Below are 20,084 nucleotides of genomic sequence, written 5' to 3' on the forward strand. Positions count from 1 at the left end.
ATAATGAATAAAAACATGTATTTGATGATGATATTGTCAGTATTGTCATCGTCAGCTTTCGCGCAGGATAATAACGGCCAGGGCAGCGGCACGCCGGCGGCGGACGAGAAGGAAACAGAGAGTAGCGCACAGGGCGGCGATACTGCCGCCGATGAGGATACGATCCTGGTCCGTTCAACGCCAACCAGCCAATCAATGGGGACGCAGATATTAACCGCCGAGCAAATTAGAAAAATGCCGACCCGCAACGGCTCGGTAACGGAATTGCTGAAAAACAACCCTAACGTGCAGTTTGCCAATACGGCGGATAACGGCGATGCACCGGGCGAAATCGCGCCGGAGAATGTCTCTTTCCACGGCGAGAAGTTTTACCAAAACAACTACATGATCGACGGGTTGTCCAACAACAGCACCATGAACCCCGGCGCCAACGGCGGCGAATTGGGCTCTACCCCTGACGGCTATTCACCAACCGATCTACCGGCCGGCGGCGCACAGTCATTCTGGATCAATGCCGAGCTGATTGAACAACTGGAAGTCTTCGACAGCAATATCTCCGCTAAATACGGCGACTTTACCGGCGGTGTGGTGGACGCCAAACTGAAAGATCCGGATCTGAGCAAGGCTTCGGGTAAAATATCCTATCGCACCACGCGCGATAGCTGGACGCGTTATCACGTGGATGCGGGTAACCGCGAAAACTTTGAATCCGCCACCAACCTCTATAATCAACCCAAGTTTAAGAAGCAGTTTTATACCGCCAGCTTTAACCAACCGCTGAGTGATAAGGCGGGCTTTATTTTTGCCTATAACCGCCAGCAGTCGGATATTCCGTACTATCACACCTGGCAGGATCAGTGGACGGATCAGGAACGCATCGCCGAAACCTACTTGCTGAAAGGCACTTATCTGGCCGATAACGGCGATATCGTTCGCCTTACCGGCATGTATGCGCCGCATGAGTCCAAATATTATAAGCAAAATGTGAAAAACGGCTCCTATACCAACACCGGCGGCGGTTATCGCTTCAATATTGAATGGGAGCATAACGCCAACTGGGGGAAAATGACCAGTCTGGCTGGTTATCAACATGAGCGGAACAAAATCGAGCACGAATCCAACCTGTTCAGCAGTTGGGTTTATTACAGCCCGACGTTAAATTTCACCTCTGACGCCATTGACTGGCAAACCTCCGCCAACGCATCCCAGATTGGCGGATATGGCACTTACGAGACGGAAAAAAGCACCACCACGCTGAAACAGGATTACGAACTGAATCCGCTGGCAGTGTGGGGCACGCAGCACCAATTAGATTTTGGCTGGCAAACGGATTTTTATAGCGCGCAATATCGCCGCTTCAGTGATGCTTATACGAGTTTGGTGTCCGCCAACGCAAGATACGTTAACGCCGATGTGGTTTGTCAGGCGGGTGACGCCTTGTGCATTGACGGTGAACAATTTGCCGGCACTCGCACCCTGTACCCGGGGCGAAGCGTTAAAGGCAACTATATCAATTATGCCGCCTATCTTCAGGATAGCATCACGTTCGCTCGCCTGGAGGTGACGCCGGGGGTGCGGTTATCTTATGACGATTATTTAAAAAACCTGAATATTGCGCCACGTCTGGCCGCTTCTTATGATGTATTTGGCGATCGTTCCACCCGCGTATTCGGCGGGGCAAACCGCTACTATGCACAAAACATGCTGGCCTATAAGCTGCGCTCGGGCATTAATGAACGCTACACGCAAACGCGCACCAGCGCCAGCAGCGACTGGAGCGCGCCGATTAGCGCCAATGTGGCGACCTATGACGTTTCAGATTTGAATACGCCGTTTAGCGATGAGCTTAATTTGGGGATATCCCAGCGCGTGATGGATACCATCTGGACGGTAAAATGGGTGCACCGCAAAGGCCGCGATCAGTTTGGCCAGGAAAGCTATCTTGATGATAACCGCCAGCGCCATTATTACTTAAGCAACAGCGCCAGCACCGAAGGCAATTCGTTCTCCCTGACGGTTGAACCGATCAGCCCGTATAACTTCCAATGGGCCCAGGTTAATTGGGCGCTGGGCGCAAATATTTCGAAAAATAAAACCAGCACGCAAACCTATTACGATGAAAGTAGCCAGGATGACGTCAAAGTTATTTTTGACGATAAGCTGATGGATAAGGCCGATATTGATGCCCTGGATTTCAACACGCCGTGGAATATGTTCCTCACCGTGGATACCTATTTCCCCGCCGCGCGTCTCACTTGGGGCCAACGCCTGGCCTACACCTCTGGGTATAAAGGCTATATCACCTCTAGCGTTGACTGCCCGGGGGGCCATAGCGCCTGTGGCGATTATACCGGCAGGCCGACCATGTACACCGGTATGAAATACGGCGACTTCTTCTCCTACGACTGGCGCTTTAACTACTCACAGCCCGTGTATAAAGATCAGACGCTGGATATCACGCTGGATGTGCTGAACGTGTTTGATAACGTGGTGGAAACCTCACAAACATTGGCGAACTCAAGCACCAGCGTCGTCACCTACAAACCCGGCCGCCAGTTCTGGCTAGGGATCGCCTACACCTGGTAACGCCGCGTTTCCACCAGGCATGAATCGTTTTTGAACGCGCTTTCCGCCAGCGGAAAGCGCGCCGCAATATGAAAGCGCAATCGCATTAAAGGTCGTTATGAACTGGAAGAGATATTACCGGTTGGCGCTCGCCGTCGGCCTGTTGGCGTTCGGCATCGGCAGCCAGGCCGCCGATACGGCGCAAAGCCCGCTGCCGAAAATAACAGAAGGCGTATTGGCCAACGGGCTGAAATATACCCTGGTGCCGCTGGCCGGGCAGCAAAACCGCATCGATATTCGTTTGAGCGTCGACGTTGGATCGATAGATGAACAGGATAATGAATCCGGCGTGGCGCATATGGTTGAGCATATGGTATTCCATACCAGCGATGCGTTTGCGCAAGGCGTCAGCCACGCGCTCAACCAGCAGGGTTGGGTACGTGCGCAGCACTATAACGCCATGACCAACTATGAGCGTACGCTGTACATGATGAGCCCGCCGGCCGGTAAACGCGAGCTTGACCTGGCGCTGCAAACGCTGAGTCAGATGGCCGGTCACGCCCATTTTCTACCGCGTGATTGGGAAGATGAACGCCAGATTATCCTCGAAGAATGGCGCGGAAAATTGGGCGTGGCGGAGCGCATGAATCAGCAGCGCGTACAGGCTATCCGCCATGATTCGCGCTATCCCTTGCGGCCGGTGCTCGGCACTGAACGGGCGATCAATGAAACACCCGCCAGTGTGTTACGCGCGTTTTATCAGCGCTGGTACCACCCGGCGAATATGCGGCTGTTGCTGATCGGCGATATCCAGCCCGCCGAGGCCGAGCGCGTGATTAAACGCTATTTCGCCACACTGCGGGCTGGCACTGTGCCAGCCCGCAGCTATTATGAGCCGCATCTGGCGCCACAGCTTAAGGTGGTGCGTTTGCAGGATAGCCAGAGCGGCGTCAGTCAGGTGTCATGGGTGTATCGCTTCCATGATGAAGGTCTGACAAGCCAGGCGAACATGCGTTATCGCCTGCTCAATCAGATCGCTCTCAGCGCATTGAGCCGGCAGATTCGTCGGCAAAAAGCAGAACTGCCGCCGGAAGTCATCAGCCTGGTGGTGCGCAAATCGGATATCGGCAGGGCCACCGCCGCACTGGGATTTTTTGCCGATGTGATGCCGGATGGCCACCACGCCGCACTCTCCGTGCTACTGCGGGAAATCGAAAGGATCCGGCGTTATTCATTAAACGCGCAGGATATTGCGGCGGTACAGTCGGATATTCGCGAAGTCGCTCAACGGATGGCGAGCCAGCCGGAGCTAGAAGACTTCGCCGGTTGGGTGCAGAAAATCGCGGTGGAATGGCTACAGGGGCGCAGCTATAACGGCAGCCAGCAACGCGGCCGGGAAGCACTGGCGATGCTGAACACAATTACCGCCCAGGATGTTAATCAACATCTGCAGCATTGGCTGGCCGAAACGGATACGCTCGTGCAGTTCAGCGTGCCGGGCGCCGCCCCGTTTACACCGCCGGCACCCGCCGCCGTGCGGCAACGGCAAACCCAGTGGGCAACCGCGCCGCTGGCAGCGCCTATTGCTCCACGCCAGCCAGATACGGCCGCGCCGGTTACGCTGCCGCCCGTTACGCAACGCGGCCAACGAACGGCGCAGAAAAGCTTCCCTGAACAAAACGTCGAACAGTGGTCACTCAGCAATGGCGATCGCGTAGTCTGGCTGCGCACGCCGCTGGCGGGCAATACGGTTTATTTTTCCGCACAGAGCCAGGCAGGCTTTTTAGCCGAGGGGCTCAACCCATGGCAAGCGCAGTTGGCCAGGCAGTTGGTCGGGCTGAGCGGGCCCGTTGGCTGGCGCGGTGAAGATTTAAGCCGTTGGAAGCAAGCGCATTCGCTATCGATGAATACCGATCAGACGGCTGAACAGCTCCTGTTCAACGGGCAGGCCCCCAGGGAGCAACTGCCCAATCTGTTTGGGCTTTATTACGCGCTACAGCGTGCCCCCGGTATTGATCCTGACGTCATGAAAGAAAGTATGGCGCGGTTGATCCGCCAGCAGGCTAACAACCAGCAATCGGTGATGGAGAGCCGCACGCGCCAGATTACGGCGCTACGCTTTGGTCAGCCCGCTTATCAGGCGGCTCAATTGTCACAGTTAAAACAGATCACCGCCCCGGAACTGCTTACCCAGTGGCGCAAAGCCGCCTCGGCCCCGGTCACCTACTATCTGCTGGCGGATATGCCCGCAGAACAACTGTTGCCGCTGGCCGAGCGTTATCTGGCGACGATCCCCCGCAATAAGGCGCTTGGCGATATTCGGCCGCAGTTGGCGCTGGCCGGCCGGCGGGAGGCGACCTCGGCCATCAGCATTGAGCCACGTGCCGATGTGCTTGCCTGGAGCTTTACCCCTATCGACTGGACGCCGCAAGCCGCGGTGCAGGTGAGTATCGCGGCCAAACTGGCCGACAAGTACCTGAAAAGCAGCCTGCGGGATGACGCGCTCGGCATCTATCGTATGCGCTTGAATAGCCATCTGGAAAACAGCAAACGGCGTATTGAGACTGAAGTGAGCTTCACCAGCGCGCCGCACAGAGCACAGGAGCTATGGCTGCGCGCGGAGCAGGCTTTCGCTACGCTACCGCAAAAAATCACCCGCCAGGATATTGATGAACAAAAACAGCAATTCCTTCGCGCCGAACAGCAGCGGCAGCAGGATGTCGCCACTCAGCAGCGCCGCCTGATACTGAGCTATCAGCAATATAACGACCCGCGCTATCTGAGCGAACAAACCCAACTGGCAGAGGCGATCACCCTGGAAAGCGTGCGGGCCATGGCCGCCCATTTATTAAATCCAGACAATCGGGTGCTGTTCATCACCTTGCCACAGGAGGCACGGCCATGAGAAAGCTGGCGGCACAAATGTTGGCTCTCTGCCGCCCCTTCTGGGGCAAGGCAAATCACTGGCAGGCATGGCTATTCCTGCTGATTTGCATCGGCATGGGGATGTCTATCGTTTATCTCAACGTTCTGATTAATGCGTGGAGCAAGGCCTTTTACGATGCGCTGGGCGCGTTTAACCGCGGGGCATTGTATGAACTGGTGAAAGAGTATTGCGTCTACATTTTAATTTATATCGGCGTTTTCGTGTATCAGGAGTGGTTTACCAAGCTGCTGATTATTCGCTGGCGTGCCTTCCTGACCGAACGTTTTATCAACGGCTGGCTGGCGCAGCGCGCGTTCTATCGTTTGTCACTCAGCGGCCAAATGGATAACCCCGACCAGCGCATCGCGCAGGATATCGATCTGTTCGTTACGAAAAGCGTGCGCCTGACGATCTCGTTTCTCGTGACCTTCGTCCAGCTGTTTTCCTTTATTGTTATTTTATGGCAGCTTTCCGGCGTTCAGCGTTTCTCCCTGTGGGGTTATGAGATAGTCCTGCACGGCTACCTGGTCTGGGTGGTGCTGATCTATAACCTGTTGGGCAGTGTGATCACCCATACAATCGGCAAGAAACTGCACGGCATTAATTATCAGCAACAGCGCGTTGAGGCGGATTTCCGCGCCGCACTGCTGCGCAAGCATGATAATGCCGAACAGATTGCGCTGTATGGCGGCGAACAGCAGGAAAAAAATCAGCTGCGGCGCGCATTTTCCGCCATTACGGCCAACTGGCGGCGGGTGATGAACGGCGAGCGCGATCTGGGATTGTTTACCACCGGTTACACCCGGGTCAGCTTGATTGTACCGGTGTTTGCCGCGCTGCCAGCGTTTCTCAGTAAAACCGTGACGCTGGGCGGGCTGATGCAAATTCGCAGCGCGTTCGGCCAGGTGCATGGCGCGTTGAGCTGGTTTATCAACTTTTACTATTCTCTGGTCCAACTGTCCGCCAGCATGGAGCGCCTTAGTCAGTTTCAGCAGGAGATCCTGCGCCATCAGTCCGACGATGCGCCGGTTCAGCAGAGTGACAGACTCAGCGTCGAGGGGCTGTCGTTCACCACGCCACAGGGGCAACCCTTGCTGCAAGACGTGGCGTTTAACTGCGCGCCCGGCGATTGGTGCCGGCTTTCCGGCCGTAGCGGATTAGGCAAGTCGACGTTATTGCGCACGCTGAATGGGCTGTGGCCTTATTATCAGGGGCACTGGCAGGCGCTGAGCGGCAAGAGCCTGCTGTTGCCGCAGCAAAGCTATCTTGGGCAGGGAACGTTGGCCGAACTGTTGTGCTACCCCGAACCACCGATTGCGGATCGCGAACGGTTGCGGCAAGTATTGGGCGCCACGGGTTTAGCGGCGTGGTGCGGCAAACTTGACGAACAGCTCAACTGGGATCGGGTGTTCTCCGGCGGGGAGCGCCAGCGGCTGGCGTTCGCGCGCGCGCTGATCGTCCAGCCAGATACGCTGTATCTTGACGAAGCCACCAGCAATCTCGATCCAGCGGCCGCCGCCGCGATGCTGACGCTGATAAAAACGGCGCTCCCCGGCTGTACGGTCATCGCCATTACCCATCAGGACGAACTGGATGAATTTTTCCCTCGGCATTGCGATCTGAACGTATTTTATCCCGCATAAAGGAAAACGCCGGTTTTTCTTAGCAATAGCAGCAAAAGAGCGCCGCATGATGAGGGAATGCGGCGCGTTGGGTGCAGCGCCCCGCTGCCCCACTTTTATGGGGGCAACAGCCACTGGGGGAAAGGAGCCTGGGAGATTTTGCCTGGCAGCCATCACGTTGGAACACGGAGTTGCTGGCCCGCATCGTCAACCCGCTTTGTGACGGCGGGTAGCTACCTCAACGGTGAGCAAAAATATGGCCGATAAACTCCACCATCGTATGGGCCGCCAGATAGGAAGTCATGCCCGTCCCGACATCCAGCAACGGGTTAACCTCGACCAGGTCAAAACCAATAATCTCCATCCGCTCCGCCAGCGCGCACAATGTGTTGCGTAACTGTGCATAACTCATGCCGTCAGGCTCGGCGGAAACGCAGCCGGGTACCAGCGCCATATCCAGCACGTCGATATCAATGCTGACGTAGCATTTCTCACCGGCGGGTAATAATGACGCGATCTGTTGCGGGCTGCTTTTACGGAAATCATTAATGGGAACGATGCGGCTGCCTTGAGCACGAGCATCGGCGACTTCTTCAGGGCGCACGCGCAGGCTGCGGATACCGACCTGAGTCAGGCTTTTCACCTGCGGCAGAGCTGCAATATGGCGGAAAGGCTGACCATTGGTATAGTGCATCTGGTTTTGCACCGGCGCAAAATCCAGATGTGCGTCAAACTGAATCACATGTATCGGCTCTTCAATACCGCGAATCAACGGGTACGAGACGGAATGATCCCCGCCTATCGCCACCGGTATCACCCCTTTACGCCGTAGCTGGCGAGTCATCTGCGAGATATTTTCCAGGGTTTGCAGCAGATTGGTGGGCAGAATATCCACATCCCCCACATCTTGAATTTTGCCACTGGTCATTTCATTAGCGAGAAAATGTTGCTGGCGAGCGATATCGTAAAAGCCGCTGGAGGAAAACCGCATCGAATGTTCGCGGATACTGCGCGGTGCCATGCGCGATCCCGGCATAAAAGGCGAAGCTTCATCCAGCGGTACGCCAAATACCGCCATCTGCGCCTGTAGCTGCGCAAGATCATCGCAGTAATTGGCGCGCAGAAAGGTGGCGATTCCGGTAAAGGCACGGTTAACCCGATCGATCCCACGCATATTGGTCATCTTATGGCGCCCCTCAACTGATTTTTTTAAGCAATGCCTGCGTTCTGGCATGCGCCGGGCGAGCGAAAATCGCCGCGGCCGGCCCCGCTTCCACAATGCGCCCTTCCTCCATCACCACCAGCGTATCCGCCATCTCTCTGGCGAAGCTCATCTCGTGAGTCACCACCAGCATGGTCATCCCTTCTCGCGCTAACTGCTTCATGACCGCCAACACTTCATCAACCAACTCCGGATCCAGCGCGGAGGTAGGTTCATCAAACAGCATCACCTCTGGCTGCAATGCCAGCGCACGCGCGATGGCGACTCGCTGCTTCTGCCCGCCCGAAAGGCTGGCCGGCATCGCATCCGCTTTATGCCCCAAACCAACTTTATCCAACAGTTGCATCGCCAACTGCTCGGCATGCGCTTTTGGCTGCTGCAAAATTTTGCGTGGGCCGATAGCCACATTTTGTAAAATCGTCAGGTGGGGAAATAAATTAAACGACTGGAATACCATGCCGACATGCGTCCGTAACGCATTCAGCCGCATATCCTCCAGCATGATGCCCTTCTCCAGCAACCGCTCGCCGCAAATACGAATCGAGCCGCTCTCCGCCTGCTCAAGACCATTACAACAGCGCAAAAAAGTGCTTTTCCCGGAGCCACTCGGCCCGATAATCACCACCACTTCACCGCGTTTCACCTCAAGGCTGATGCCGTTAAGAATGCGGTTGGCGCCAAAGGATTTGTGCAGATCGCTAACCTGAATAATACCCTGGCTCATTGCACCATCCCCCCGGCGCGCAGCTTGCGCTCCAGTTGCCGTAACGCCAGCATCGTGGCGCTGGTCAGTATCAGATAGATAAAGGCAATCACGATATAGACCTCCAGCGAGCGGTAAGACACGCTGATAATCTTCTGCCCCTCATGCATCACATCGTGAATGGTCACCAATGACACCAGGGCCGAATTTTTGGTCAGCGCGATAAACTCGTTCGCCATCGGCGGCACCATCCGCACCAGCGCTTGCGGCATAATGACCCAACGCATCGCCTGCCCGGATGACATCCCCATCGAACGCCCCGCCTCCATCTGGCCGCGATCGATAGACAAAATGGCGCCGCGCACCAGTTCAGACACATAGGCCGCAGAGTAACAGCCCATGCCAATCACCCCGCAAACGAAGGCCGGGATCACAATGCCGAAGTAAGGCAGGCCGAAATAGAGGATAAACAGTTGCACCAGCAGCGGCGTGCCGCGGACCAACACGACATAGGTGTTACCGGCCAGCCACAAGGCTTTACGCGCGGGATTAACGCGCGCCAGGCCGATCAGCGTGCCGAGGATACAACTCAACAGCATGGCGCATAGCGTCACTTCTATAGTCACTAGTGCGCCTGCGAGCAGCTCTCGCCAGCCTGCCAGAGCGGGTGAAAAATCAAAAGTGAGCATATTCGCGATGCTCCTTTAGTTACCGGCGGCGCCAAACCACTTATCGTAAATACGCTGCCAACTACCGTCTGCGCGAATTTGTTCCAGTGCTTTATTCAGCGCCGCACGCAGCTCCGGTTCACGTTTGCTGACGGCAATGCCATAATCTTCATGCGTGACAGGTTCCGCCAACACTTTGCTGGTGCCGCGCGCTTTCGCAAACAACAGCGCAGCCGGCTTGCCGGTAACCACTGCATCTGCCCGGCCGGAAGTCAGTGAGTTGAACATCTCCTCATTCTTTTCCACCTCGATCAGCTTCGCCGTCGGGTACTCGCTGTTCAATACGCTCACCGATTTGGTGCCTACCTGAACCGCGACCCGTTTGCCGGCAAGATCGGCCGGGCCTTTAATGCTGGTGTTGTCTTTATTGACTAAAATGACCAAACCAGCGGAAAAATAAGGTTCGGTAAAGTCGACGACTTTTTTGCGGTCATCCGTAATATAAATCGCCGATAAGATAATGTCGGAACGGCCGGCCAGCACCGAAGGCACCATCGCTTTAAAATCCATATCGGTATATTCCAGCGGGCGGCCCAGTTTTTCCGCCAGCGCTTCGGCCAGATCGATATCAAAGCCGACGCGTTTCCCCTGCAGCATGTATTCCATCGGCGGGAAGGTAGGATCGATGGCGACACGTATCGGCTCTGCGGCCATACTGCTGCCGAAATGCAGTATCACTGGCATACAAAGCGTGATCAGTAATGTTTTCAGTTTCATCAGCATTTCCCCGGTTAATTAACGAGCGGTATCACAATAGCCAGCGCGGATCGCAGCCCCGATGAAATTGAGGATCAAACGGCCAGCGATCATGCAGGAGTGTTGGTGAATATCTTTTGCTGGCTGGATTTCCACGAAGTCCATTCCGACCACGCGTCCTTTCTTCACCAGCCCATGTATCAATTTCCGTGCCTGAATGAAGGTGACGCCACCGGGCGCCGGCCCGGCCACGGCCGGCATACAGGAGGGATCGAGGCCATCGGCATCGATAGTCAGGTAATAACGCCCCCCATCAGGGATCCGAGCCAGCACCGCATCCATACCGATATCATGTAATTCATAAGCGGTAATGATTTCAGCGCCCCATTGCCGCGCATAGTCTGCCTCTTCCTGGCGCGCACTGCCCGATGCTCGCATGCCGATCTGAATAATCTGTTTCACATACGGCAGCTCTGAAGCCCGGCGCATCGGGCTGGAGAGCCCGTCCTTAACGCCGTTCACTTCGTCGCGCCAGTCAAGATGCGCATCCAGGTGGACAATAGTGATGGGCCCCTGCTCGTCAAAAGCGCGCAGAATGGGGTTAGTAATACCGTGATCGCCGCCCAGCACGATAGGAATGGCACCCGCCGCCAGGATTTTGCGCGTTGCCAGCTCGGCGCGCTTAAAATGGCCACGCGGTTCGTTCAGATCGGCAGGCACATCACCACAATCGACAAAGCGCACATCCTTCCGCCCCTGTAATAGTGTGCCATCAATATCAAAATCATAACGTTCCGGGCTACGGATCACCCGATCGGATGCCTGGCGGATCGCCGTTGGCGCGTTGGTTTGATCATTGTTGTAGTCCTGCGGGGTATAAGCCGCGCCATATGGCATACCTAATACGGCAAAATGCGCCTGCAGATTATCCAGATCCAACGCTAATTCAGAAAATAACAGAGATTTATGATTTTTTTTTGGTGCAACAGTCAATATTTCTGACATGGTATATTTCCCTAGTGTGGCAAAAGTGTTATCGGCGATTGTATTAATGCTCGCCCATACGGAAAATAGACTTTTTATGCAATCATCGTTGCAGGAAAAACAACCATGAAGCCCCGAGTACTGAATGAACGTGATTTAAGAGCGCTGCGAATATTTTGCGTGGCGGCGCAGGCCGGCGGTTTTTCCGCGGCGGAAAATAAACTGAACATGACGAAAACCACCATCAGCCGGCAGATTAAATCCGTTGAGGAAACGCTGGGGGCCAAACTCTGTAGCCGCGGCCCGCAAGGATTCGAGCTCACCGAAGCGGGTAAGGCCGCGCTGGTTTACGCCCAAGAAGCGCTGGATGCACTCGATCGTATTTTCCCGGCTATAGATGCCAGCCGTGAAATTATCTCCGGTGATTTATCCATAGGTTTTTCTGATAATACTATCGGTAATCCCGGCAGTTTTTTACATCTGGCATTAAAAGAATTACACCATATGGCACCGCTGGTAAATTTATCGTTGCATACGCTAACGGCACCGCAGCTTATTCAGGCATTGCTCGACCGCAAGCTGGATATTGCGGTTAAAGGTATTATGGAGCACCAGAAGGTCATATCTTTACGTTATATTGAGTTGTACAGTGAAAGCCATCAACTTTATTTCATCGCTTCCGAATTACCGGGTGAAAAACGCCCTGTGGTTTTCCGTCGTCAGCAGGCTTTTGTTGAAGAGAGCATTGCCCGCCTGGGTTACCGGCGTGGCCCGGAAGCGAATGGGATTGAGGCCGTAGCGATGCTGATTGCCACCGGGCAATATGTCGGCATTCTGCCAACCCACTATGCTGAACGGCTGCGCCCTGAGCTACCCTTGCAGGAAGTGCCCGGCACGCCGCGTTGGGAAGTGAAGCATTACGCAGTCACCCATGGCTCGCGCCCTTTATCGCCCGCCGCCGAAACCATGCTGAAACTGCTGCTGGCCGCTCACCGCCGGCAAGGCAATAAGGCATAGCCGCTTACCGCCGCGCCAACGTGGGGGTATGCGCTTTATTACCCAGTTTGTTGACCACCAGGACGGCCACTACGGAAAAAAGGCATTTACACGGAATGCGGTACAGGCTCCCGCGGGAGGGATACCCATCACATCACGACTTGAAATCCCGGGCCACAGGCCCGGGCTCCTCTTATCTTATCCAGATAGTCAGTAGAATAATGATGGCCGCAATAATCACCACCTGAATAAAGACGTTATCCAGCGATCCTTTACGCATTGAGCCCCCTTTTCAGCACAGGATTTGCCAGATAGCCCACAGCAGCACCAGCAACCCCATCAGGAAAAATATCAGCGCGATGATGGTGTCCGGAGAACGATTCATCTCTGCGCCTCCTTATCATCAGAACCACTGGCCAAAACGTTTGATATAGAAACGCTTCATTCCCTGCGCCACCAGGCAGTAACTGAGCAGCGTCGCAACCAGCCACGGGAAGTAGCTCAGCGGCAACGGCTCCAGCCCGACCACCGCTCCCAGCGGCGAGAACGGAATGTAGATCCCTATCGCCATAATCAGCACAGTGGTGAGCAATACCGGCAGCGTCGCACAGCTCTGGATAAACGGAATTTTCTGCGTTCTCAGCATATGCACCACCAGCGTCTGCGACAGCAGCCCTTCAATAAACCACCCGGACTGGAACAGCGCCTGCGCTTCGACGTTATTCGCCGCAAACACGTACCACATCAGCGCGAAGGTGGTGATATCAAAAATGGACGACGTGGGGCCAATCCACAGCATAAAGCGGCCGATGTTTTTGGCATCCCACTTGCGCGGTTTGCGCAGAAACTCTTTGTCCATCTTATCCCACGGCAACGAGAGCTGAGAGAGATCGTACATCAGGTTCTGGATCAGCAGATGGATCGCCAGCATCGGCAGGAACGGAATAAACGCGCTGGCCACCAGCACCGAAAAGACGTTGCCGAAGTTAGAGCTGGCGGTCATGTTCAGGTACTTAATGATATTGCCGAAGGTCTCACGTCCTTTGATCACCCCCTCTTCCAGCACCATCAGATCCTTTTCCAGCAGGATGATATCGGATGCCTCTTTGGCGATATCCGCCGCGCTGTCAACCGATATCCCCACGTCCGCATCGCGCAACGCCGGGGCATCGTTGATGCCATCGCCGAGGAAGCCGACGGTATGACCATTTTTCTGCAACGTTTTCAAAATGCGTGACTTCTGTAGCGGCGTCAGCTTAGCGAACACCGAACGTGTTTCCACTTCGCGCTCCAGTTCGCGATCCGACATCGCTTCAATCTGCGCCCCGGTCAGGATGCCGTGGGCATCAATGCCCACTTCAAGGCAAATGCGCGCCGTAACCACCGGGTTATCGCCAGTCAGGACTTTCACCGCCACGCCGTTATCGCGTAGCGCAGTAATCGCTTTTCCGGCGCTCTCTTTCGGCGGATCAAGGAAGGTCAGCATCCCTTCGACCGTCAGACCCTGCTCGTCGGCGGTGCTGAGCGGGGTTATCAAGGCTGAGTCATCCAGTTTGCGGCTCGCCACCAGCAGTACGCGGAAACCCTGAGCGTTATAGTCCTCGGTTTTAGCTAACAGCTGATCGCGGCGGGTTTCATCCAGCGCGACCACGTTGTCGCCTTCGCGCAGGTGGGTCGCCACCATCAGCATCTCTTCGACCGCGCCCTTGCAGATCAGGCTCTTATCGCCGTGGCGTACATCTTCCACGGAGACCGACACCCGACGGCGCACAAAGTCGAACGGCAGTTCATCAAGCTTCACAAAACGCTCTTTCGTCGATGGTGCAATCCGCCCCTCGCCAAAACGCAGCACCGCTCTATCCATCAGGTTGCGCGCCCCACTCTGGCTGCTGCTGTTGAGCCATGCCAGCGTCAGCACCCGGTCGCTCTCGGTACCGCTCACGTCCAGATGATGCTCAAGAATGATATTGTCCTGAGTCAGCGTGCCGGTTTTATCGGTACACAACACGTCCATGGCGCCAAAGTTCTGAATCGCATTCAGGCGTTTGACGATCACTTTGCGCCGGGACATCGCGATAGCGCCTTTAGCCAAGTTTGAGCTGACGATCATCGGCAGCATCTCCGGCGTCAGGCCAACCGCTACCGCCAGGGCAAACAACGATGCCTCTACCCAGTCGCCTTTGCTGAAGCCGTTAATCAGCAGCACAATCGGTACCATCACCAGCATAAAACGAATCAACAGCCAGCTAACGCTGTTCACCCCGCGATCGAACGCCGTCTGGGTACGCGTGCCAACGATCGACTTCGCCAGCGAGCCAAACCAGGTGCGGTTTCCGGTAGCCACGACCACCGCCTGCGCCCTGCCGCTGGTCACGTTGGTTCCCATCAGGCAGATATTGCCCATCTCAAGCAGGCTACTGCTCTTGTTTGGCTCAGGAAGCCGGTCGCTGCCTTTGCCGGAAACGCTGGCCATCACGTCATACTTTTCAACCGGCAGTGACTCTCCGCTGAGTATCGACTGGCTGACAAACAGGTCCCGGGACTCCAGCAAGCGAACGTCCGCCGGAACCAGGTCGCCCGCCGCCAGGAAGATGATGTCCCCTGGCACCAGCGCTTCAATCGCAATTTCTTCCTGCACCGGGCCGACATCGCCGGGGCCGCGCCGCAGCACCGTCGCCGTGGTGCGGACCATTGATTTCAACGCATGCGCCGCTTTGTTGGTACGAAATTCCTGCCAGAAACGCAATAACCCGCTCAAGCTGACCATCGTCACAATGATGATAATCCCTGTCAGATCGGTCTCTTCACCGTTACGCAGCGGTAGCCAGTAATCGGTAACGAAGCTAACGGTAGCTAGCGCCATCAGGACATAAATAAACGGGTTATTGAATGCCTGCAAAAGTTGGATTAGCGCGGGGGGAGCCTGCTCATGCGCCACTTCATTACGGCCATATTCCTCCAGCCGTTCAAGCGCATCCTCAGTTGTTAGCCCCTGGCGACTGCTGTTTAGCCGCGCCAGCGTATGGTCTGGGCTGTTAAAAGCCTCAGTTTCAATGGCGAAGCTTTTTTTATGCTGTTTATCATTTTCTGACGCAGGCCGGTTTACTTTCCGGTGTTCTATTTTCATGTCAGTCATGATTTATCCTCAAATTAAAGACGTCGTTATTCCTGCATAAAATATTTATGCATAATTTATCTTTACGCTATTAAGCGTTTATATCTTTAATTGCCTGGGAACATCCATAATTCCCTCCTTATGTAACGCATTCCAATAGTAGAATATCAAGGAGATTAACTCCCCTCGACGCACCAGCGGACTGATGTAATATTTTCGTGACCACCAATTTTTGCCATAATAAGGTCTCGAGCCTTGCGAAAATCGGCATTGCCGACCAGCTCGATGCGGATTTCTTTATGCCCTTGTTCTTTCGCTGCAATTGAGGCCAGCCCCTGCAAGCCGAGCGCCATCTCTTTGCTGATATTTAGTAATAACTGACGAATTGCGTTTTCATGTTCGCTATTACAGATGATATTCAGGACGTAGCACTTCTCTTCTTCTGTCGCACAGGGGATCTGATTAATACGCTGTGCCGCTTCGCGCAGCAAAATATTAGCGCATAAGATTATCAGCGTCGCCGCCGCCGCTTGCCAGAACTGGCCCAACCCGCACAGCACGCCAATCGCCGCAGAGCACCACAGCGTGGCGGCAGTATTCAAGCCGCGTACGTTCATGCCTTCACGCATGATGACGCCCGCACCAAGGAAGCCAATTCCTGAGACTACCTGCGCCGCAATACGCCCCGAACTATCCGGCGATGTTGAAATTGAACTCAGAATAAAAACCGCTGCGCCGGTTGCGACCAACGCATTAGTGCGTAGACCAGCCATAACGCTGGCGCCATTGCCTTTCGGCGCCAATCAGCGCACCCAATAACATCGCTGCGAGTAAGTTTACGATATAAGGATACATCAACATACGTTCCTCCATTTTTGCTGGAAGAATTAAGTACGTGCTTTATTAAGCACACGACAAATTGTCGCCGGAGAGGCGATTAACGTCGTGTTGAAGGCGGAGGGAATAATGTATTTTTAAACATGAATATGACGATTATCCTCACAGCTATGCTGTGTTTATATTTATGGGATGCAATCGTCTGTATAAGGAGATTGCTGCCCGCCGTTTTGGCAAGCAGCGCAGGGGAAATAGCGTCAGCTTGCCTTGATGTTTAAGTAAGGGTGACTGTCCAACACATTTCTCCTTTTTGAATTTGAGCTCATTATAGCCATTCAATTATTTGAGTAAAGTTAAAATCTCGCTTCAGTGACGATTTGTTTAGAATTATCGGTCTTGACTGATTATTTGATATAGCCGCCTGTGAAACACCGGACGTCACTCAGCGTATCAAGGCAGAGCCTTATGAGCGTATTGATAAGCAAGAAGCATAATGTGACCGCCAGTACACCCCCCGTGTCAACAAGGGGTTAAAGGTGGTGTGGCTAACGATCCAGGCGGCGCCACAAAAATGGACGATGCCGCTGAAGGCGTGATGGAGGCAATAAGCCGCTTGATGATCGAGTTCGATAACCACCTGCCATCCCCCCACAATCGGCTTGACCTACGTCGAAGTACACAGGAAGTAAAAAACCGACTCAACACCCCCACCGAAGAAAAAACCACATCCCCCTACTCTTTGTCTTATTCGCGATGAGTACGCCGAAAGTTATAAAACCCGCCGTTCATACTCGACGCTGAGTAAATCAGCTCGCGCTGTCGAGGTTTTTCTGGCAACTATCCAAGAAAAAGATATCAAGATCGATTTGATTGGTCGGCGTATGGTGACGCAGTTTATCCGGTCACAGCAAGATCAAGTTGCAGGGCAAACAATTCACAACTGGCTAACTTGCTTGGGGAGTCTCTACGAGTTTGCCAGAAGATCTTATGACGCCATACCGGAAGGAAACCCTTTCCACAATCATAATCTGGAAGCACGGCGCACAATTGAGAGCGATGAACCATTTGAAGGCGGTTAAGGTTAGTCATAAAGCCAACGCCCTACCTTGGCGGATTCAATCAGCATACCTACGGTTAGCGGTGGGTGATTTTTACTGAAATCCTCGGGGAAATACTTTCCAAAATCGATATCTGACGGCTCAACGTTGAACTTTTCTACGTACCGCTCCATTAGCTCGTAAGCATCAAGCGGATCCATTCGGAAGTCTTCATTTAGATCAGTATCAAGCTTGAGCGGGTACGGTTTAAACGTGAAAAGCCGTCGCCCGTTATACTCTCCGACTAATTCCCAGACAGCCCGCTCTATCTCTGCGTGTTTGTCTACCATATCCTTGTCTACCATACCCTATCCTCCGGCTTAACAATCCGGTTATAGCGTACCATTGACTCGTAACTGATTTGTGCCACGTCTACCGCCAAAACCATCCAGCCGATAACAGGAATACTCCGCCCTACAAAGGTGCCTAGTTTAAAGGTCATAATCCGCTTAACTTTGAACGGGTTTACGGGTGACTGTATCCATGTCGGAAGCTGGAACGACAGCATGTACCGATTTAGCAGTTTTCGAGAGTATTTAGATGAATAGCTGGTTCCCGGCGTTGCCTTGGCAAATTTGCCCCGCACTGGAATCGTGTTCTGTCCACTATAAACAGCGGCCGCCGCTATAACGTCTTTTGCCCCGGTGAAATGCTCGGCGGTCACATCCACCATGATCCAAAAGAACAGCGCCCCCGCAGAAAGGTTGATCAGCCCCCCGTAAAAATACGTGCCGTTGAGTTCCTCTACTGTATCCATACCTGATCACCTCAAAGATAAACTTTGCTAATCATAGCGCTGTCACCCCAATCTCAAAATAAGAATTGTCTGCTGCTCTTCTTCCTCAAGCGGTCAGCATCTAGACAATAAAAGCCATAAAGCGCCGTGATGGGTACACCCATCGTTCAGCGCCGTTAGGCGTAGCATCAGATTTTCAGCGGTAACGATCAGTGCGTCAGGTGTGCATTATCGTATACACGAAATGGGGTAGAGCCAGCCCCTTTCCCTGACGGGTTAGGAATCCCATCATATCGCCTGTTTATCCCGCGCTAAGGTCGTCATAATCGCCGCTGTTTAGGAGGGATTTAAAGCCTTGGTAAAGGCATCTGTTGTTCATGTTGGGCTATCGCAGTATGAATGTGGAACTCCCCCTCTCTGGCAGGATAGTTGACACCCCATACTGAAAATCTAAATGGGGGCAATGGAGCCTGATATGAAACGTTATTCACAGGAACGGAAAGCCGCGGTATTGGCAAAATTATTGCCGCCCTACAACATGACCGTCTCCTTGCTGGCTCAGCAGGAGGGGATTTCTGACGCAACCCTGTATAATTGGCGTAATCAGGCCAGACTGGAGGGGAAAGCGGATTCTCTAGCGTCTGCGTCTCATCGGCTAATCCACATAGTCGCCGCACCGGTGAGATCGTCAATCATAAAGCCAGCGACCAGCCTTAGCGGATTCAATCAGCATACCGATAGTAAAATTGGGAACGGGGACGGGTTCCGTTTTCTTAAATGGGTTAAGGACAACGCTTAGCGGTGGATCCGGTGGGTAATAGGTTTTAATGGAAAAATTCCCCTTATCAACACTGAACGTTGAAAAAAACTCTTCCATGAGCGCCAGCGCCTCGTCATCCTCAAGATTGAGATCGCTGTCAAGATCGGTTTCATGGGTCAGTGTCGGCTTTTTAAACAGGTAGATACCATCATGTTTTTTCACCAACTCAAAAATGCGTTGCTCGATGTTATCTATTGCCATAGTTTATCATTTCCTCTGGCGATCGCGTTGTACTTAACCACAGTACGATAGCTAATTTCTGATACATCCGTTGCCAGAATCACCCAGCCCACAACAGGTATACCTCTGCCAACAAAAGCGCCGACATTTCTAATCATCCGTGGCCTCAAGGTTGATGGAGGATAACCACCAACAACGGAAGGCAATTTGATGCCAAAAGGGAATTTAGCCTCACCAAAAATCTTGCGTGAACCTATGGAGGCAATGGATGTACCCGTGATGGCAGTCCCCGGTTTCGTTCGTGTTGGAATTATATTTAGACCTGCCACGATCGCAACAATACCCACAAAATCTAGCCACTTTCCCGGACTGGTGAGGAATCCCATCATATCGCCTGTTTATCCCGCGCTAAGGTCGTCGGCCGCTATTTAGGAGAGGTTTTAAGCCTTGGTAAAGGCATCTGTTTTTCATGTTGGGCTATCGCAGTATGAACGATGGAACGACTGCCAGCGTGATGATATGCCCCCCCTGTACCACAGACCAATCACACAACAGGTATGGGCGTAGTACAATGGATGGCTAAAGTTGTAACTGCTTTGCAGGGCAACGTAACTAACGGGAACTTGAGGAAGATTTGTTTGGAGCGGGCGAAGGGAATCGAACCCTCGTATAGAGCTTGGGAAGCTCTCGTTCTACCATTGAACTACGCCCGCTTGGGTGTGCGCTTGGCATTATAACCGGTTATCTGCGCCGGGCAAGCGGAGATAGCGCTTAACTGCCGATAATTTAGGCGGTTAGCAAACCGTAGTGCTTGGCTGCACATAAAAAAACCGATACGGCGCGCCATATCGGTTTTT

General features: G+C 53.7%; 16 protein-coding genes, 1 tRNA gene and 3 pseudogenes. 6 read left to right on the top strand and 14 right to left on the bottom strand.

Annotation, left to right across the window (positions count from 1 at the left end; all coding sequences use genetic code 11):
• Positions 1-3 precede the first annotated feature (3 nt).
• The 3 genes from ABFX35_RS11250 (at position 4) to ABFX35_RS11260 (ending at position 7,134) form a co-directional block, all read left to right on the top strand.
• Positions 4-2,586, top strand: coding sequence for a TonB-dependent receptor plug domain-containing protein (locus tag ABFX35_RS11250; protein ID WP_279025766.1), 2,583 nt, complete (start codon positions 4-6; stop codon positions 2,584-2,586).
• Positions 2,587-2,683: 97 nt separating this feature from the next.
• Entirely contained in the window at positions 2,684-5,470 is a 2,787-nt protein-coding gene (locus tag ABFX35_RS11255; protein WP_346081080.1) for a M16 family metallopeptidase, read from the top strand.
• On the top strand, positions 5,467-7,134 hold the full coding sequence (locus ABFX35_RS11260) for an ABC transporter ATP-binding protein/permease (RefSeq protein ID WP_346081082.1): 1,668 nt from the start codon (positions 5,467-5,469) through the stop codon (positions 7,132-7,134). The genes ABFX35_RS11255 and ABFX35_RS11260 overlap by 4 nt, the downstream gene beginning before the upstream one ends.
• 217 nt (positions 7,135-7,351) lie before the next feature.
• Here ABFX35_RS11260 and ABFX35_RS11265 read toward each other — a convergent pair whose 3' ends face one another.
• Genes ABFX35_RS11265 through ABFX35_RS11285 form a run of 5 tightly spaced genes read right to left on the bottom strand, consistent with a single transcriptional unit; the run spans position 7,352 to position 11,467 of the window.
• The gene (locus ABFX35_RS11265; protein WP_346081084.1) at positions 7,352-8,296 is read right to left on the bottom strand and encodes an arginase family protein; all 945 of its coding nucleotides are present in this window, start codon (positions 8,294-8,296) and stop codon (positions 7,352-7,354) included.
• Between the two features lie 13 nt (positions 8,297-8,309).
• On the bottom strand, positions 8,310-9,059 hold the full coding sequence (locus tag ABFX35_RS11270; protein ID WP_095847379.1) for an amino acid ABC transporter ATP-binding protein: 750 nt from the start codon (positions 9,057-9,059) through the stop codon (positions 8,310-8,312).
• Positions 9,056-9,727 (bottom strand): amino acid ABC transporter permease, encoded by a 672-nt coding sequence (locus tag ABFX35_RS11275; RefSeq protein ID WP_095847378.1) that lies wholly within the window; start codon positions 9,725-9,727, stop codon positions 9,056-9,058. The genes ABFX35_RS11270 and ABFX35_RS11275 overlap by 4 nt, the downstream gene beginning before the upstream one ends.
• Before the next feature lie 15 nt (positions 9,728-9,742).
• Positions 9,743-10,483 (bottom strand): transporter substrate-binding domain-containing protein, encoded by a 741-nt coding sequence (locus ABFX35_RS11280; RefSeq protein WP_346081087.1) that lies wholly within the window; start codon positions 10,481-10,483, stop codon positions 9,743-9,745.
• An 18-nt stretch (positions 10,484-10,501) separates the two neighbouring features.
• Positions 10,502-11,467, bottom strand: coding sequence for an agmatinase (locus ABFX35_RS11285; RefSeq protein WP_346081089.1), 966 nt, complete (start codon positions 11,465-11,467; stop codon positions 10,502-10,504).
• A 105-nt stretch (positions 11,468-11,572) separates the two neighbouring features.
• Here ABFX35_RS11285 and ABFX35_RS11290 point away from each other — a divergent pair, with 105 nt between their 5' ends.
• Positions 11,573-12,463: a LysR family transcriptional regulator gene (locus tag ABFX35_RS11290; RefSeq protein WP_095847376.1), complete on the top strand. Its 891-nt coding sequence runs from the start codon at positions 11,573-11,575 to the stop codon at positions 12,461-12,463.
• 172 nt (positions 12,464-12,635) lie between these two features.
• Here the strand turns inward: ABFX35_RS11290 and mgtU are convergent, their stop codons facing one another.
• From mgtU to ABFX35_RS11310, 4 genes and pseudogenes are all read right to left on the bottom strand, one after another.
• The gene (mgtU, locus tag ABFX35_RS11295; RefSeq protein WP_252997359.1) at positions 12,636-12,722 is read right to left on the bottom strand and encodes a magnesium transporter protection protein MgtU; all 87 of its coding nucleotides are present in this window, start codon (positions 12,720-12,722) and stop codon (positions 12,636-12,638) included.
• A gap of 12 nt (positions 12,723-12,734) precedes the next feature.
• Complete coding sequence (gene mgtR, locus ABFX35_RS11300) at positions 12,735-12,827, bottom strand: protein MgtR (protein WP_095847375.1); 93 nt, start codon at positions 12,825-12,827, stop codon at positions 12,735-12,737.
• An 18-nt stretch (positions 12,828-12,845) separates the two neighbouring features.
• On the bottom strand, positions 12,846-15,578 hold the full coding sequence (gene mgtA / locus ABFX35_RS11305) for a magnesium-translocating P-type ATPase (RefSeq protein WP_346081092.1): 2,733 nt from the start codon (positions 15,576-15,578) through the stop codon (positions 12,846-12,848).
• A gap of 155 nt (positions 15,579-15,733) precedes the next feature.
• A pseudogene (locus tag ABFX35_RS11310) lies at positions 15,734-16,430 on the bottom strand (MgtC family protein).
• A 692-nt stretch (positions 16,431-17,122) separates the two neighbouring features.
• Between ABFX35_RS11310 and ABFX35_RS11315 the strand changes: the two are divergent.
• Positions 17,123-17,461: pseudogene (locus ABFX35_RS11315) on the top strand (integrase); the annotation flags it as partial.
• Between the two features lie 14 nt (positions 17,462-17,475).
• On the opposite strand, the gene ABFX35_RS11320 reads toward ABFX35_RS11315, so the two are convergent.
• Positions 17,476-17,796, bottom strand: a complete 321-nt coding sequence (locus ABFX35_RS11320; RefSeq protein ID WP_413541350.1) for a DUF1493 family protein — start codon at positions 17,794-17,796, stop codon at positions 17,476-17,478.
• Positions 17,790-18,248, bottom strand: coding sequence for an STM2901 family protein (locus ABFX35_RS11325; RefSeq protein WP_346081094.1), 459 nt, complete (start codon positions 18,246-18,248; stop codon positions 17,790-17,792). The genes ABFX35_RS11320 and ABFX35_RS11325 overlap by 7 nt, the downstream gene beginning before the upstream one ends.
• 454 nt (positions 18,249-18,702) lie before the next feature.
• Here ABFX35_RS11325 and ABFX35_RS24185 point away from each other — a divergent pair, with 454 nt between their 5' ends.
• A complete protein-coding gene (locus tag ABFX35_RS24185) occupies positions 18,703-19,026 on the top strand; it encodes a transposase (protein WP_428832187.1) in 324 nt (107 codons plus the stop codon).
• On the opposite strand, the gene ABFX35_RS11335 is transcribed toward ABFX35_RS24185, so the two are convergent.
• The 3 genes and pseudogenes from ABFX35_RS11335 to ABFX35_RS11345 form a co-directional block, all read right to left on the bottom strand.
• A complete protein-coding gene (locus ABFX35_RS11335) occupies positions 18,916-19,248 on the bottom strand; it encodes a DUF1493 family protein (RefSeq protein ID WP_279024119.1) in 333 nt (110 codons plus the stop codon). The genes ABFX35_RS24185 and ABFX35_RS11335 overlap by 111 nt on opposite strands.
• Positions 19,239-19,580, bottom strand: a pseudogene (locus tag ABFX35_RS11340) (STM2901 family protein); the annotation flags it as partial. The pseudogene ABFX35_RS11340 and the gene ABFX35_RS11335, both read right to left, overlap by 10 nt.
• A gap of 286 nt (positions 19,581-19,866) precedes the next feature.
• Positions 19,867-19,940 (bottom strand) — tRNA-Gly (locus ABFX35_RS11345).
• Positions 19,941-20,084: the final 144 nt, after the last annotated feature.

Source organism: Gibbsiella dentisursi, assembly GCF_039539505.1.
Lineage (GTDB): Bacteria > Pseudomonadota > Gammaproteobacteria > Enterobacterales > Enterobacteriaceae > Gibbsiella > Gibbsiella quercinecans.

Coding starts and splice junctions, on each gene's coding strand:
- ABFX35_RS11250 (WP_279025766.1), top strand. CDS start 4: ATGAATAAAAACATGTATTTGATGATGATATTGTCAGTATTGTCATCG.
- ABFX35_RS11320 (WP_413541350.1), bottom strand. CDS start 17,796: ATGGTAGACAAGGATATGGTAGACAAACACGCAGAGATAGAGCGGGCT.
- ABFX35_RS11260 (WP_346081082.1), top strand. CDS start 5,467: ATGAGAAAGCTGGCGGCACAAATGTTGGCTCTCTGCCGCCCCTTCTGG.
- ABFX35_RS11325 (WP_346081094.1), bottom strand. CDS start 18,248: ATGGATACAGTAGAGGAACTCAACGGCACGTATTTTTACGGGGGGCTG.
- ABFX35_RS11270 (WP_095847379.1), bottom strand. CDS start 9,059: ATGAGCCAGGGTATTATTCAGGTTAGCGATCTGCACAAATCCTTTGGC.
- ABFX35_RS24185 (WP_428832187.1), top strand. CDS start 18,703: ATGAAACGTTATTCACAGGAACGGAAAGCCGCGGTATTGGCAAAATTA.
- ABFX35_RS11285 (WP_346081089.1), bottom strand. CDS start 11,467: ATGTCAGAAATATTGACTGTTGCACCAAAAAAAAATCATAAATCTCTG.
- ABFX35_RS11290 (WP_095847376.1), top strand. CDS start 11,573: ATGAAGCCCCGAGTACTGAATGAACGTGATTTAAGAGCGCTGCGAATA.
- ABFX35_RS11335 (WP_279024119.1), bottom strand. CDS start 19,248: ATGGCAATAGATAACATCGAGCAACGCATTTTTGAGTTGGTGAAAAAA.
- ABFX35_RS11280 (WP_346081087.1), bottom strand. CDS start 10,483: ATGAAACTGAAAACATTACTGATCACGCTTTGTATGCCAGTGATACTG.
- mgtU (WP_252997359.1), bottom strand. CDS start 12,722: ATGCGTAAAGGATCGCTGGATAACGTCTTTATTCAGGTGGTGATTATT.
- ABFX35_RS11265 (WP_346081084.1), bottom strand. CDS start 8,296: ATGACCAATATGCGTGGGATCGATCGGGTTAACCGTGCCTTTACCGGA.
- mgtR (WP_095847375.1), bottom strand. CDS start 12,827: ATGAATCGTTCTCCGGACACCATCATCGCGCTGATATTTTTCCTGATG.
- ABFX35_RS11275 (WP_095847378.1), bottom strand. CDS start 9,727: ATGCTCACTTTTGATTTTTCACCCGCTCTGGCAGGCTGGCGAGAGCTG.
- ABFX35_RS11255 (WP_346081080.1), top strand. CDS start 2,684: ATGAACTGGAAGAGATATTACCGGTTGGCGCTCGCCGTCGGCCTGTTG.
- mgtA (WP_346081092.1), bottom strand. CDS start 15,578: ATGACTGACATGAAAATAGAACACCGGAAAGTAAACCGGCCTGCGTCA.